The organism is Pantoea sp. LS15, assembly GCF_012241585.1.
Taxonomy (GTDB): domain Bacteria; phylum Pseudomonadota; class Gammaproteobacteria; order Enterobacterales; family Enterobacteriaceae; genus Enterobacter.
Genome location: NZ_JAAVXA010000006.1, coordinates 84,170 through 98,715 on the forward strand (window position 1 = coordinate 84,170; position 14,546 = coordinate 98,715).

A 14,546-nucleotide genomic window follows, 5' to 3' on the forward strand; every position below is an offset into this window, starting at 1 on the left:
GTGTGATAACTAAAACAGGTTAGTCCATTTGGTTATTTATTATTTCCATCCCTTCTTTAATTGTTAGTATGCTCGCCGTTAACCTTATCTTCAGTTTGGATTTATTCGCTTAAAGTCCGCTTGGCTACTGGAACATAACGACGCATGACAACACAGGCCCCACCTTCAAATTTGCTTCCCCTGAACCCGGAGCAACTGGCGCGCCTTCAGGCTGCCACCTCTGATTTTTCTCCCACTCAGCTTGCCTGGGTCTCCGGTTATTTCTGGGGAATGCTCAATCAGCAACCGGGCGCTGTGGCTGCCGCTCCGGCAACGGCCGTAGAAATTCCGGCCATTACGTTGATTTCCGCCTCACAGACGGGCAACGCACGACGTGTGGCAGAAGCGCTGCGTGACGATCTGCTGGCTGCCAGACTGAACGTGAACCTGGTCAACGCCGGGGATTATAAATTTAAACAGATCGCGTCAGAAAAACTGCTGGTGGTTGTCGCCTCAACGCAGGGGGAAGGTGAACCTGCTGAAGAAGCGGTGGCGTTGCATAAGTTCCTGTTCTCGAAAAAAGCGCCAAAACTGGATGGCACGGCCTTTGCCGTGTTTGGTCTGGGCGATACCTCCTATGAATTCTTCTGCCAGTCCGGTAAAGATTTCGACAGCAAGCTGGCTGAACTGGGCGCAGAACGTCTGCTGGACCGCGTCGATGCCGACGTGGAATACCAGACCGCCGCCGCCGAATGGCGTGCCCGCATCGTTGAGGTGCTGAAAGCGCGTGTCCCGAAAGAGACGCAGGCACAGGCCGCGTTTACCGCGACGGGTGCCGTCAACGACATCCATACCAGCCCTTACACCAAAGAGGCTCCGCTGGCCGCGAGCCTGTCGGTTAACCAGAAAATTACCGGCCGTGATTCTGAAAAAGATGTGCGCCATATCGAAATCGATCTTGGTGACTCTGGCCTGCGTTATCAACCGGGTGATGCGTTGGGGATCTGGTATCAGAATGATCCGGCGCTGGTAAAAGAGCTGGTCGAACTGCTGTGGCTGAAAGGTGATGAGCCCGTGACTGTCGAAGGCAAAACGCAGTCGCTCTCTGAAGCGCTGCAGTGGCATTTTGAACTGACGGTGAATACCCCGAATATTGTAGAAAATTACGCCACCTTAACCCGCAGCGAATCGCTGCTGCCATTCGTGGGTGATAAGGCGAAGCTGCAGCATTACGCGGCAACAACGCCAATTGTCGATATGGTGCGTTTCTCACCGGCACAGTTGGATGCCGATGTGCTGATCGGCTTGCTGCGTCCTCTGACCCCGCGTCTGTACTCCATCGCTTCTTCGCAGGCAGAAGTGGAGAGCGAAGTGCACATCACCGTGGGTGTGGTCCGTTATGACATCGAAGGCCGCGCTCGCGCGGGCGGTGCATCCAGCTTCCTGGCTGACCGTGTCGAAGAAGAGGGCGAAGTGCGCGTCTTTATTGAACACAATGACAACTTCCGTCTACCTGCTAACCCGGAAACGCCGGTCATTATGATTGGCCCAGGCACCGGTATCGCCCCGTTCCGTTCATTCATGCAGCAGCGTGCGGCAGATGAAGCACCGGGTAAAAACTGGCTGTTCTTCGGCAACCCGCACTTTACGGAAGATTTTCTCTACCAGGTTGAGTGGCAGCGCTATGTTAAAGAAGGCGTTCTGACCCGCATCGATCTGGCCTGGTCTCGTGACCAGAAAGAAAAAGTATACGTACAAGATAAACTGCGCGAACAGGGCGCAGAGCTGTGGCGCTGGATCAATGACGGTGCCCACATTTATGTCTGCGGCGACGCCAATCGCATGGCGAAAGACGTTGAGCAGGCTTTGCTGGAAGTGATTGCCGAATTCGGTGGTATGGATGCCGAAACGGCAGATGAATATTTAAGTGAGCTGCGCGTTGAGCGCCGTTATCAGCGAGATGTCTACTAATGAGCGAAAAACATCCAGGGCCACTGGTGGTCGAAGGTAAACTGACAGACGCCGAGCGCATGAAGCTGGAAAGCAACTATCTGCGCGGCACCATTGCTGAAGATCTGAATGACGGTCTCACCGGCGGTTTCAAAGGCGACAACTTCCTGTTGATCCGTTTTCACGGTATGTACCAGCAGGACGATCGCGATATCCGCGCCGAGCGTGCTGAGCAGAAGCTGGAGCCGCGTCACGCGATGCTGCTGCGCTGCCGCCTGCCGGGTGGGGTCATCACCACTAAACAGTGGCAGGCGATCGACAAGTTTGCCGGCGAAAATACGATTTATGGCAGCATCCGTCTGACTAACCGTCAGACCTTCCAGTTCCACGGCATTCTGAAGAAGAACGTGAAGCCGGTACACCAGATGCTGCACTCGGTTGGGCTGGACGCGCTGGCGACCGCCAACGACATGAACCGTAACGTGCTCTGCACCTCGAACCCGTATGAGTCCGAGCTGCACGCCGAAGCCTATGAGTGGGCGAAGAAGATCTCTGAGCACCTGCTGCCGCGTACGCGCGCTTATGCGGAGATCTGGCTCGATCAGGAAAAAGTCGCCACCACCGACGAAGAACCAATCCTTGGCCAGACCTATCTGCCGCGTAAGTTCAAAACCACGGTAGTGATCCCGCCGCAGAACGATATCGATCTGCACGCCAACGACATGAACTTCGTGGCAATTGCCGAAAACGGCAAGCTGGTGGGCTTTAACCTGCTGGTGGGCGGCGGTCTGTCCATCGAACACGGTAACAAGAAAACCTATGCCCGTACCGCGAGTGAGTTTGGCTTCCTGCCGCTCGAGCATACGCTGGCGGTGGCAGAAGCGGTGGTAACCACCCAGCGCGACTGGGGTAACCGTACCGACCGTAAAAACGCGAAAACCAAATACACCCTGGAGCGCGTGGGCGTTGAGCCGTTTAAAGAAGAAGTGGAACGTCGCGCCGGTATCAAATTTGAGCCGATCCGCCCTTACGAATTCACCGGTCGCGGTGATCGTATCGGCTGGGTCAAAGGTATCGACAACAAATGGCACCTGACGCTGTTTATTGAAAACGGCCGTATTCTGGATTATCCGGGACGTCCACTGAAAACCGGTTTGCTGGAAATTGCGAAGATCCACAAGGGTGAGTTCCGCATTACCGCCAACCAGAACCTGATCATTGCTGGTGTGCCTGAAAACCAGAAGGCGAAGATCGAGAAACTGGCACGCGATCATGGGTTGATGAATGCGGTGAAACCGCAGCGCGAAAACTCGATGGCCTGTGTGTCATTCCCGACCTGTCCGTTGGCGATGGCCGAAGCGGAGCGTTTCCTGCCGTCATTCACTGACAAAGTTGAAGCGATTCTGGAAAAACACGGTATTCCGGACGAGCATATTGTTATGCGCATTACTGGCTGCCCGAACGGCTGCGGCCGTGCAATGCTGGCAGAGATGGGACTGGTCGGTAAAGCGCCAGGCCGTTACAACCTGCATCTGGGCGGCAACCGCATCGGTACGCGTATCCCACGAATGTACCGTGAAAACATTACTGAATCGGAGATCCTCGATTCGGTCGACGAACTGGTTGGGCGCTGGGCGAAAGAGCGTGAAGCGGGTGAAGGCTTTGGCGACTTTACGGTGCGTGCGGGCATCATTCGCCCGGTGCTCGACCCGGCCCGGGATTTCTGGGAGTAACAACGCGAGGTGATTATGTCCGTACTCGATCTAAACGCCCTGAACGATCTGCCAAAAGTCGAACGCATTCTGGCGCTTGCAGAAACCAACGCCCAACTGGAAAAGCTGGACGCCGAAGGGCGTGTAGCATGGGCGCTGGAAAACCTGCCGGGTGACTATGTGCTTTCGTCGAGCTTTGGTATTCAGGCGGCGGTCAGTTTGCATCTGGTGAATCAAATTCGTCCGGACATTCCGGTGATCCTCACTGATACCGGCTACCTGTTCCCGGAAACCTACCAGTTTATTGACGAGCTGACAGACAAGCTCAAGCTGAACCTGAAAGTCTACCGCGCGACTGAAAGCGCCGCCTGGCAGGAGGCGCGCTACGGTAAACTCTGGGAGCAGGGTGTTGAGGGCATTGAGAAATACAATGAGATCAACAAAGTTGAGCCGATGAACCGGGCGCTGAAAGAGCTTAATGCACAGACCTGGTTTGCAGGGCTACGCCGCGAGCAGTCCGGCAGTCGCGCCACGCTACCTGTACTGGCGGTTCAGCGCGGGGTGTTCAAAGTGCTGCCGATCATCGACTGGGATAACCGGACGGTGTATCAGTACCTGCAAAAGCATGGGCTGAAATACCATCCGCTGTGGGATCAGGGTTACCTGTCGGTGGGGGATACCCACACCACGCGTAAATGGGAACCGGGAATGGCAGAAGAAGAGACGCGATTCTTTGGCCTCAAGCGCGAGTGCGGGTTGCACGAAGGGTGAGCTCATCTCCTCCCTCTCCCAACGGGAGAGGGTTGGGGTGAGGGCATCAGGCCCACTAAGCCTTATTCGCTTTCGCCAGCTCCTTCACCAGCGGGAGCATCACTTTCACCACATCCCGGCTGCGGTGTTCAATCCGTTGCGGTAGTGCGCTATCAATGTGTTGCTGATTATCCAGCATCACGTTATGCCAGCTTGTCCCGTCCGGGAAGGCTTTCGATTTAGCCCGCTGCTGATAGCCATCTTTCTTCCCTAGTGCCCAGTTTGTTGCTTCCACATACAGCACCGGAATACCCGCTTTATCGAACACCTCACCATCGTTACAGCAGCCCGTTCCTCGTGGGTAAGCAGGATTGCCGCCTGGGTTACTGGTGGCATAGACCCCATGGCTGCGGGCAATCGCCAGTGCCCGGTCGCGTGTCAATTTTCGCACGGTACCCGGCGTACTTTGTCCGCTGTTGAAATAGAGCTTATCGCCGACGATCAGGTTATCGAGATTGATCACCAGCAGGGTATTTTTCTTCTCTTTGGCGCTCATGCGCTTCAGGAGATTCTCAGCGCCGAGTTTGCCCTCTTCTTCACCACTGGTGGCAATGAAACGAATCCCGTATTTAGTCGGTATATCCTTCATTCGTTCTGCCAGTTCGAGCATCACGCCCAGACCCGCGGCGTTATCATCCATACCTTGCAGTGTCAGACCACCGAGATTGTTATCGGTATCGGTGTCGCTCATTGGGGCGTAGGTATCGAGGTGCGCCATAATAATGATCTGCTCATCCGCGCTACCTTCGTGTGCCGCAATAACCGTACTGCCCGTCACGTTATGCCAGTTTTTGGTTTTATTGCGTGAGGTATAGAGATAGCGGCTGTGAAACGTGCGGATATCGCTCTGGTAACCCATGTCGGCAAACTGCTGACGTATATAGTCAGCGGAGAGCATTTCCGCGGGGGAACCCGTCATGCGGCCAGGAAATACGGTGGCAATATGTCGCGCCTGCGTATTCGCGATTTCACCATAAGGTTGATTTTTTGCCTGAGCCGGAAGGATAAAGCAAACGCCGAGCGCCAGGGCAGCAATACAGTGGCGCGTTGCGGAAAACATAGTGAGTCCTTAAAAAACAGAGCAAAATTTTAACCCGCCTAGTATGAAACTGTGATCGTCCATACACAATTTGAATTGCTCTTAAATGCCCGAAATTTCGCGTGTTAAGCACTTTTTGATATTTGCTTTTTCATTGCGTTATTCCATTGAGTAACTACTCATTCCAATTCGTAATTTCATTCGGTCTAAGTCGCCCCCTATAGTCCCTTTATTCCTCGTTGTTAGTGAGTTGCTGCTGTGGACTATCTGCCCTTATTTGCCGCGATTAAAGATAAGCCGGTGCTGGTTGTTGGCACGGGTGAGATTGCCGATCGCAAAATCGTATTTCTGCAGCGCGCAGGGGCGCTGGTGCAGGTCGTTGCAGAGGCGGATTTCGACGAAGCACAAATCGACAGCGTGGTGCTGGTGATTGCGGCGACCGAAGATCGCGAACTTAACCAGCGGATCTCTGACGCAGCCCAGGCGCGTTATCGTCTGGTGAACGTGGTGGACGATCAGCCTTTATGTTCCTTTATCTTCCCGTCGATTGTTGATCGCTCGCCGCTGCTGGTCGCTATCTCCTCCGGCGGTACCGCACCGGTACTGGCGCGCGTATTGCGGGAAAAAATCGAAGCGCTGTTGCCGACCAGCCTCGGACGGATGGCGGAGAAAGCGAGCTACTGGCGCAATCATCTGAAAACCCGCCTGACCAGCGTGACGGAACGTCGTCGCTTCTGGGAACGTGTGTTTCGCGGCCGCTTTGCCAGCCTGATGCATGCCGGTAATGAGAGGGCGGCACAGAAAATCCTCGAAGACGAACTGGATAACCCTGGCAGTACGAGCGGGGAGATCATTCTGGTAGGGGCCGGGCCGGGTGATGCGGGGCTGCTGACCCTGCGTGGTTTACAGGTACTCCAGGATGCGGACGTGGTGTTCTATGACCATCTGGTGACCGACGGCGTGCGCGAACTGATTCGCCGCGATGCAGAACAAATCTGCGTTGGAAAACGAGCAGGGGAGCACTCTGTTCCGCAGCACGACACCAACCAAATGTTGGTTGCGGCCGCCAAAGCGGGCAAAACCGTGGTGCGCCTGAAAGGTGGCGATCCGTTCATTTTCGGTCGTGGCGGCGAAGAACTGCAGGCAGCAGCCGAAGCGGGGGTACCGTTCCAGGTGGTTCCCGGCATCACGGCGGCTTCTGCGGTAACGGCTTATGCCGGTATCCCGCTGACCCACCGCGATTACGCCCAGAGCGTCACCTTTGTGACGGGACATTACAAGGCGGACAGCACGCCGTTCGACTGGTCTCACCTCGCTCAAAGCCGACAGACGTTGGCTATCTATATGGGCACGATGAAGGCGGCGGACATCAGCGAACAACTCATTCAGCACGGTCGCGAGGCGACAACGCCCGTTGCCGTCATTTCTCGCGGCACGCGCATCGATCAGCACGTTGTGACGGGCACGCTGGAACATCTTGCAACCCTGGCGAAAGACGCCCCTATGCCCGCCCTGATTGTGGTGGGGGAAGTGGTTCAGCTACACAGCACGCTCGCCTGGTTTCAGCACACAACCGACACAGAAGGCTTTGGTTCTTCTGTTATAAATTTGGCTTAAGGAACGGTTATGGACCAAAAACGTCTTACTCACCTGCGGCAGCTCGAAGCGGAAAGTATCCATATTATCCGCGAAGTGGCCGCCGAGTTTTCTAACCCGGTGATGATGTACTCCATCGGTAAAGATTCCAGCGTCATGCTGCATCTGGCGCGTAAAGCGTTTTATCCGGGTACGCTGCCGTTCCCGTTGCTGCATGTGGATACCGGCTGGAAATTCCGCGAAATGTACGAATTCCGCGACCGTACCGCCAAAGCCTACGGCTGCGAGCTGCTGGTGCATAAAAACCCGGAAGGCGTAGCGATGGGCATTAACCCGTTCGTGCACGGCAGCGCCAAACACACTGACATCATGAAAACCGAAGGGCTGAAGCAGGCGCTGAACAAATACGGTTTTGATGCGGCATTTGGCGGCGCGCGCCGTGACGAAGAAAAATCCCGTGCCAAAGAGCGTATCTACTCCTTCCGCGACCGCTTCCACCGCTGGGACCCAAAAAACCAGCGCCCGGAGCTGTGGCACAACTACAACGGCCAGATCAACAAAGGCGAAAGCATTCGCGTCTTCCCGCTCTCCAACTGGACCGAGCTGGATATCTGGCAGTACATCTATCTGGAAAATATCGAGATCGTTCCGCTGTATCTGGCCGCTGAGCGTCCGGTACTGGAACGCGACGGGATGCTGATGATGATCGACGACGATCGCATCGACCTGCAGCCCGGTGAAGTGATCAAAAAACAGATGGTGCGTTTCCGTACCCTCGGTTGCTGGCCATTGACCGGTGCGGTGGAATCCAGTGCGCAAACGCTGCCGGAGATCATCGAAGAGATGCTGGTGTCGACCACCAGTGAGCGACAGGGGCGCGTGATTGACCGCGACCAGGCAGGCTCCATGGAGCTGAAGAAACGTCAGGGTTATTTCTAAGGAGCCGCCATGAACACGACCATTGCTCAACAAATTGCCAAAGAAGGCGGCGTAGAAGCTTATCTGCACGCGCAACAACACAAAAGCCTGCTGCGCTTCCTGACCTGCGGCAGTGTGGATGACGGGAAAAGCACCCTGATTGGCCGTCTGCTGCATGACACGCGTCAGATTTACGAAGATCAGCTCTCTTCCCTGCATAACGACAGCAAGCGTCACGGCACCCAGGGTGAAAAACTCGACCTGGCGCTGTTGGTGGATGGCCTGCAGGCGGAGCGCGAGCAGGGCATCACCATTGATGTGGCTTATCGTTATTTCTCCACCGAGAAGCGCAAATTTATTATCGCCGACACCCCGGGGCACGAGCAGTACACCCGTAACATGGCGACCGGCGCCTCCACCTGCGATCTGGCGATCCTGTTGATCGACGCCCGTAAAGGCGTGCTCGATCAAACCCGTCGTCACAGCTTTATTTCCACGCTGCTGGGGATCAAGCACCTGGTGGTGGCGATCAATAAAATGGATCTGGTGAATTTCAGCGAAGAAAAATTCGATGAGATCCGCCAGAGCTACCTGACCTTTGCCGAACAGCTGCCAGGCAACCTGGACATTCGCTTTGTGCCGCTCTCGGCGCTGGAAGGCGATAACGTCGCGTCCCAGAGCACGAACATGCCGTGGTACAGCGGCCCGACGCTACTGGAAGTGCTGGAAACTGTCGACATTCAGCGCGTGGTTGATACCCAACCGATGCGCTTCCCGGTGCAGTACGTTAACCGTCCGAACCTCGATTTCCGCGGTTTCTCCGGCACTATCGCATCTGGTTTCGTGAAAGTGGGTCAGCGCGTCAAAGTGCTGCCATCTGGCGTGGAATCGGCTATTGCCCGTATCGTCACTTTCGATGGTGATCTGCCAGAGGCGGGAGCCGGTGAAGCGGTGACGCTGGTGCTAAAAGATGAGATCGATATCAGCCGGGGCGATCTGCTGGTGGATGCGCACGAAACGCTGGCGGCGGTACAGGGTGCATCCGTGGATGTGGTGTGGATGGCTGAACAGCCACTGACGGCTGGACAGAGCTACGACATTAAAATTGCGGGCAAGAAAACCCGTGCTCGGGTGGACGGTATTCAGTTCCAGGTAGATATCAACAACCTGACCCAGCGTGAGGTCGCTGAGTTGCCGCTGAACGGCATCGGCCTGGTCGATCTGACCTTCGACGAGCCACTGGTGCTGGATCCGTATCAGCAAAACCCGGTCACGGGCGGGCTGATCTTTATCGACCGTCTGACTAACGTCACCGTCGGTGCCGGGATGGTGCGCGAGCCTAACGAACAGGCCGCCGTGGCGTCTGAGTTCAGCGCCTTCGAACTTGAACTGAACGCGCTGGTGCGTAAACACTTCCCGCACTGGGGTGCGCGCGATCTGCTGGGAGGCAAGTAATGGCCGCCCATGATGAGAACGTCGTCTGGCATCCTCATCCGGTCACTGTCGCTCAGCGTGAGCAACTCCACGGTCACCGTGGGGTTGTGCTGTGGTTTACCGGGCTGTCGGGCTCCGGTAAATCCACGGTAGCGGGCGCGCTGGAAGAGGCGCTATATCAGCAGGGTGTAAGCACGTACCTGCTGGATGGCGACAACGTGCGTCACGGTCTGTGCAGCGATTTAGGCTTCAGCGATGAAGATCGTAAAGAGAATATCCGTCGGGTAGGGGAAGTGGCGAGCCTGATGGCGGATGCCGGGCTGGTGGTTCTTACTGCGTTTATCTCTCCGCACCGGGCAGAGCGCCAGATGGTGCGTGAATGCGTTGGCCACAATCGCTTTATCGAAGTGTTTGTCGATACTCCGCTGGAGATTTGCGAAGCGCGCGATCCGAAAGGGCTGTATAAAAAAGCGCGTGCGGGTGAACTGCGAAATTTCACCGGAATAGACTCGGTATACGAAGCGCCTGAATCGCCTGAAATTCACCTGGAAGGCCAACAATTGGTAACAAATTTAGTAAGCCAATTATTAGACCTCCTCAGACGGGACGATATTATCAGATCCTGAGACGGTATCGTTCGGGAGCTTTTCACCCGAGCGATGAGTCATGGTCACAGGATTAGCTATGCGCAACAGTGAAAACTACATTATTACCGCCGGGTCGGAGCCTATAGCAACCGACGACGAGACGACCTGGTCATTTCCTGGGGCCATCGTCGGCTTCGTCTCGTGGTTGCTGGCGCTGGGTATTCCGTTTCTCATTTACGGCGGTAATACGCTGTTCTTCTTCCTCTACACCTGGCCATTCTTCCTGGCGCTGATGCCCGTGGCGGTTGTCGTCGGCATTGCGCTGCATTCGCTACTCAATGGTAAACTCCTTTACAGTGCCGTGGTCACGATTGTGACGGTGGTCCTGATGTTTGGACTGTTATTTTTGTGGCTCATGGGCTAACTTCAGCCATAATTCAAACCGTAACCAACTGTGTGACGATATTGTGCAGGGCGATTCTGCGGAAAAAATGTGGTACATTTGCCCGCGATGTTGCGGCATCTCTGTACCCCCGGCGTAGTGCCCTGGGGGCGTTTCGGGATGATGATGCCGTTTTTCAGGGGGCAGGATGGGTAAACTAACGCTGCTGTTGCTGGCTTTGCTGATCTGGCTGCAATACTCGTTGTGGTTCGGTAAAAACGGGCTGCACGACTATAGCCGGGTGAGCGATGACGTCGCAGCTCAGCAGGCAACAAACGCCAAACTTAAGGCGCGAAACGATCAACTTTTTGCTGAAATTGATGACCTCAATGGCGGGCAAGAGGCGATTGAGGAACGCGCACGCAATGAACTCAGTATGACTAAGCCGGGCGAAACTTTTTATCGTCTGGTTCCGGATGCGTCTAAACGCAATCAGGGCTCAGCACAAAACAATCGATAATCAGGCCCAGGATTACGACATGGCAGTAACTTTTTCGGACGTATGCGCCGTGGTGCCGGCCGCAGGTTTTGGCCGGCGCATGCAGACAGAATGTCCCAAGCAATACCTCTCAATTGGCGATAAAACGATCCTCGAACATGCTGTGGCCGCGCTGCTGGCGCATCCACGGGTGACGCGGGTGATCATCGCTATCAGCCCGGGCGATGCGCGCTTCGCGCAGTTACCACTGGCAAATCATCCGCAGATTACCGTTGTCGATGGCGGTGCCGAGCGCGCCGATTCCGTGCTGGCGGGCATTCGGGCTGCCGGGGATGCCCGGTGGGTGCTGGTGCATGATGCCGCGCGTCCATGCCTGCATCAGGACGATCTCGCGCGCCTGCTGGCGTTGAGTGAAACCAGCCACACAGGCGGCATTTTGGCCGCACCGGTGCGTGACACCATGAAACGCGCCGAGCCGGGTAAACAGGCTATCGCTCACACCGTTGATCGCGTCGATTTATGGCACGCGCTGACGCCACAATTTTTCCCCCGCGAATTACTCCATGACTGCTTAACGCGTGCGCTTAAAGAAGGTGCGACCATCACGGACGAAGCCTCAGCGCTGGAGTATTGCGGTTTTCACCCTGAGCTTGTTGAAGGACGCGCTGATAATATAAAAGTGACGCGCCCTGAAGATTTACAGCTCGCGGAATTTTATCTTACCCGTTCGACCCATCAGGAGAAGGCATAATGCGAATTGGACACGGTTTTGATGTACACGCCTTTGGCGGAGAAGGCCCAATTATCATTGGCGGCGTACGTATTCCTTATGAAAAAGGGCTGCTGGCGCATTCTGATGGCGACGTGGCATTACATGCTTTAACCGATGCATTGCTCGGTGCTGCTGCGCTGGGTGACATCGGTAAACTCTTTCCTGACACGGACCCGGCCTTCAAGGGTGCGGATAGCCGTGCGTTGCTGCGCGAAGCCTGGCGTCGAATTCAGGCCAAAGGCTACACCCTGGGCAACGTCGATGTGACGATCATCGCTCAGGCACCAAAAATGTTGCCGCACATTCCTCAGATGCGCGTGTTTATTGCTGAAGATCTGGGTTGCCATATGGACGACGTGAATGTCAAAGCAACCACCACGGAGAAACTGGGCTTTACCGGTCGTGGCGAAGGGATCGCCTGTGAAGCCGTGGCACTGCTGGTGAAGGCGAACGCATGACAGACTTCGATAACCTGACATACCTCCACGGTAAACCGCAGGGGAACGGAGTGCTGAAAGCCAGCCCTGAAGACTTTCTCGTGGTCGAGGATCTGGGGTTCGCGCCCGATGGCGAAGGCGAGCATATTCTCGTGCGCATTCTGAAAAATGGCTGCAATACCCGCTTTGTGGCCGATGCGCTGGCAAAATTCCTCAAAATTCATGCTCGTGAAGTGAGCTTTGCCGGGCAGAAAGATAAACACGCGGTCACTGAACAGTGGCTCTGCGCACGCGTTCCCGGCAATACGATGCCTGATTTAAGCAAATTTGAGCTTGAAGGCTGTAAGGTACTGGAGTACGCCCGGCATAAACGCAAATTGCGTCTGGGTGCATTGAAAGGTAACGACTTTACGCTGGTGCTACGCGAAATCACAAACCGTGACGACGTCGAGAAGCGTTTGGCTGCTATCAACGCCCATGGCGTACCGAACTACTTTGGCGCCCAGCGCTTTGGTATTGGCGGCAGCAACCTGCAGGGCGCGTTGCGCTGGGCACAAAGTGATGCGCCCGTCCGTGACAGGAATAAACGCAGTTTTTGGTTGTCTGCGGCGCGTAGTGCGTTGTTTAATCAGATTGTGAGCGAAAGGCTGAAAAAACCGGACGCGAATCAAGTTGTTGTTGGCGATGCGCTACAATTAGCGGGACGCGGAAGCTGGTTTGTGGCAACGGCCGAAGAAATGGCCGATGTTCAGTCGCGCGTGGATGCCAAAACGCTGATGATTACCGCCGCGTTGCCCGGTACGGGCGAGTGGGGAACGCAGGGCGATGCGCTGGCTGCGGAGCAGTCTGCCGTGGCGAATGCACAAGAATTACAATCATTGCTGGTGCGGGAAAAAGTCGAAGCAGCACGCCGTGCGATGCTGCTCTATCCGCAGCAGTTAAGCTGGAACTGGTGGGATGACGTAACCGTCGAGTTACGCTTCTGGCTGCCGGCAGGTAGCTTTGCCACCAGTGTGGTCAGGGAACTTATCAACACCTCGGGTGATTATGCGAATATTGCTGAGTAACGATGACGGGATCCACGCGCCGGGCATTCAGACCCTGGCGAAACACCTTCGCGAATTTGCGGATGTGCAGGTCGTGGCCCCCGATCGTAACCGCAGTGGAGCGTCTAACTCATTGACGCTGGAGTCATCGCTTCGCACTTTTACCTTTGAAAATGGCGATATTGCTGTGCAGATGGGCACGCCGACAGACTGCGTATTTCTGGGCGTGAACGCACTAATGCGCCCGCGCCCGGATATCGTCGTCTCCGGTATTAACGCCGGGCCAAATCTCGGCGATGACGTGATTTACTCCGGTACCGTGGCGGCCGCAATGGAAGGACGTCATCTGGGGTTCCCCGCACTGGCGGTCTCGTTAAACGGGCACACGCATTACGACACCGCAGCCGTGGTGACCTGCTCAATCCTGCGCGCGCTCAGCCGTGAGCCGCTGCGCACCGGGCGTATCCTCAATATCAACGTGCCGGATCTCCCTCTGAATGAAATTAAAGGCATACGTGTCACGCGATGCGGAAGCCGACATCCGGCTGATCAGGTAATCCCACAGCAGGATCCCCGTGGAAATACGCTTTACTGGATCGGTCCTCCTGGTGATAAGTGCGATGCGGGCCCAGATACCGACTTTGCCGCCGTAGATGAAGGCTATGTTTCGGTTACCCCGTTGCACGTAGATTTAACCGCGTATAGCGCGCATGATGTGGTGTTGGGTTGGTTGGATCGCGCAGGAGTGAACGCGCAATGGTAAACAAACGTGTACAAACTCTTCTGGAACAACTACGCGCGCAGGGGATCCGCGACGAGCACGTGCTTGAAGCGCTTGCCCAGGTTCCGCGTGAGAAATTTGTAGACGAGGCGTTTGAACACAAAGCGTGGGAAAACGTGGCGCTGCCTATCGGGCAGGGCCAGACGATTTCGCAGCCCTACATGGTGGCGCGCATGACGGAACTTCTGGAGCTGACACCCGACTCCCGTGTGCTGGAAATTGGCACCGGCTCGGGGTATCAGACCGCCATCCTGGCGCATCTGGTTCATCATGTGTGCTCCGTTGAGCGTATTAAAGGTTTGCAGTGGCAGGCGCGTCGTCGCCTGAAACAACTTGATTTACATAATGTTTCGACACGACACGGTGATGGATGGCAGGGTTGGAAGGCTCGGGCCCCGTTCGACGCTATCATCGTGACGGCGGCCCCGCCTGAAATTCCTGCAGCCCTGTTGTCGCAGCTGGATGAGGGGGGCATTCTTGTTTTGCCTGTCGGGGACGAGCAGCAGCTTTTGAAGCGTGTTCGTCGTCGTGGCGGCGAGTTTATTATCGACACCGTGGAAGCCGTGCGCTTTGTGCCTCTGGTAAAGGGGGAGTTGGCCTGAGA

The 14,546-nt window shown here is 55.7% G+C and carries 15 protein-coding genes; 14 read left to right on the forward strand and 1 reads right to left on the reverse strand.

Features of this window, described 5'->3' with window-relative positions; all coding sequences use genetic code 11:
- The first annotated feature begins 144 nt into the window (after positions 1–144).
- The 3 genes from cysJ to cysH are packed head-to-tail and all read left to right on the forward strand — an operon-like array spanning position 145 to position 4,412.
- Positions 145–1,950 (forward strand): NADPH-dependent assimilatory sulfite reductase flavoprotein subunit, encoded by a 1,806-nt coding sequence (gene cysJ / locus HED65_RS11055; protein ID WP_114978613.1) that lies wholly within the window; start codon positions 145–147, stop codon positions 1,948–1,950.
- A complete protein-coding gene (gene cysI, locus HED65_RS11060) occupies positions 1,950–3,662 on the forward strand; it encodes an assimilatory sulfite reductase (NADPH) hemoprotein subunit (RefSeq protein ID WP_114978614.1) in 1,713 nt (570 codons plus the stop codon). The genes cysJ and cysI overlap by 1 nt, the downstream gene beginning before the upstream one ends.
- Before the next feature lie 15 nt (positions 3,663–3,677).
- Positions 3,678–4,412 (forward strand): phosphoadenosine phosphosulfate reductase, encoded by a 735-nt coding sequence (cysH, locus tag HED65_RS11065; protein ID WP_063146470.1) that lies wholly within the window; start codon positions 3,678–3,680, stop codon positions 4,410–4,412.
- Between the two features lie 55 nt (positions 4,413–4,467).
- Here the strand turns inward: cysH and HED65_RS11070 are convergent, their stop codons facing one another.
- The gene (locus HED65_RS11070) at positions 4,468–5,511 is read right to left on the reverse strand and encodes an aminopeptidase (RefSeq protein ID WP_114978615.1); all 1,044 of its coding nucleotides are present in this window, start codon (positions 5,509–5,511) and stop codon (positions 4,468–4,470) included.
- Between the two features lie 237 nt (positions 5,512–5,748).
- On the opposite strand from HED65_RS11070, the gene cysG reads away from it, so the two are divergent.
- The 11 genes from cysG to HED65_RS11125 all read left to right on the forward strand — a co-directional run bounded on the left by cysG (position 5,749) and on the right by HED65_RS11125 (position 14,544).
- The gene (gene cysG / locus HED65_RS11075) at positions 5,749–7,107 is read left to right on the forward strand and encodes a siroheme synthase CysG (RefSeq protein WP_114978616.1); all 1,359 of its coding nucleotides are present in this window, start codon (positions 5,749–5,751) and stop codon (positions 7,105–7,107) included.
- A gap of 9 nt (positions 7,108–7,116) precedes the next feature.
- Positions 7,117–8,025, forward strand: coding sequence for a sulfate adenylyltransferase subunit CysD (gene cysD / locus HED65_RS11080; protein WP_006811770.1), 909 nt, complete (start codon positions 7,117–7,119; stop codon positions 8,023–8,025).
- A 9-nt stretch (positions 8,026–8,034) separates the two neighbouring features.
- Entirely contained in the window at positions 8,035–9,459 is a 1,425-nt protein-coding gene (cysN, locus tag HED65_RS11085; protein ID WP_114978617.1) for a sulfate adenylyltransferase subunit CysN, read from the forward strand.
- Positions 9,459–10,064 (forward strand): adenylyl-sulfate kinase, encoded by a 606-nt coding sequence (cysC, locus tag HED65_RS11090; RefSeq protein ID WP_114978618.1) that lies wholly within the window; start codon positions 9,459–9,461, stop codon positions 10,062–10,064. Before cysN ends, cysC begins: the two co-directional genes overlap by 1 nt.
- Positions 10,065–10,122: 58 nt before the next feature.
- Complete coding sequence (locus HED65_RS11095; protein ID WP_114978619.1) at positions 10,123–10,449, forward strand: DUF3561 family protein; 327 nt, start codon at positions 10,123–10,125, stop codon at positions 10,447–10,449.
- Between the two features lie 166 nt (positions 10,450–10,615).
- Complete coding sequence (ftsB, locus tag HED65_RS11100; protein WP_008499609.1) at positions 10,616–10,927, forward strand: cell division protein FtsB; 312 nt, start codon at positions 10,616–10,618, stop codon at positions 10,925–10,927.
- A gap of 19 nt (positions 10,928–10,946) precedes the next feature.
- Positions 10,947–11,657: a 2-C-methyl-D-erythritol 4-phosphate cytidylyltransferase gene (gene ispD, locus HED65_RS11105; protein ID WP_114978620.1), complete on the forward strand. Its 711-nt coding sequence runs from the start codon at positions 10,947–10,949 to the stop codon at positions 11,655–11,657.
- Positions 11,657–12,136 (forward strand): 2-C-methyl-D-erythritol 2,4-cyclodiphosphate synthase, encoded by a 480-nt coding sequence (gene ispF / locus HED65_RS11110; RefSeq protein WP_114978621.1) that lies wholly within the window; start codon positions 11,657–11,659, stop codon positions 12,134–12,136. Before ispD ends, ispF begins: the two co-directional genes overlap by 1 nt.
- On the forward strand, positions 12,133–13,182 hold the full coding sequence (gene truD / locus HED65_RS11115) for a tRNA pseudouridine(13) synthase TruD (protein ID WP_108091039.1): 1,050 nt from the start codon (positions 12,133–12,135) through the stop codon (positions 13,180–13,182). The genes ispF and truD overlap by 4 nt, the downstream gene beginning before the upstream one ends.
- The gene (surE, locus tag HED65_RS11120) at positions 13,163–13,924 is read left to right on the forward strand and encodes a 5'/3'-nucleotidase SurE (RefSeq protein WP_114978622.1); all 762 of its coding nucleotides are present in this window, start codon (positions 13,163–13,165) and stop codon (positions 13,922–13,924) included. Before truD ends, surE begins: the two co-directional genes overlap by 20 nt.
- Positions 13,918–14,544: a protein-L-isoaspartate(D-aspartate) O-methyltransferase gene (locus tag HED65_RS11125; RefSeq protein ID WP_023333224.1), complete on the forward strand. Its 627-nt coding sequence runs from the start codon at positions 13,918–13,920 to the stop codon at positions 14,542–14,544. The genes surE and HED65_RS11125 overlap by 7 nt, the downstream gene beginning before the upstream one ends.
- Positions 14,545–14,546: the final 2 nt, after the last annotated feature.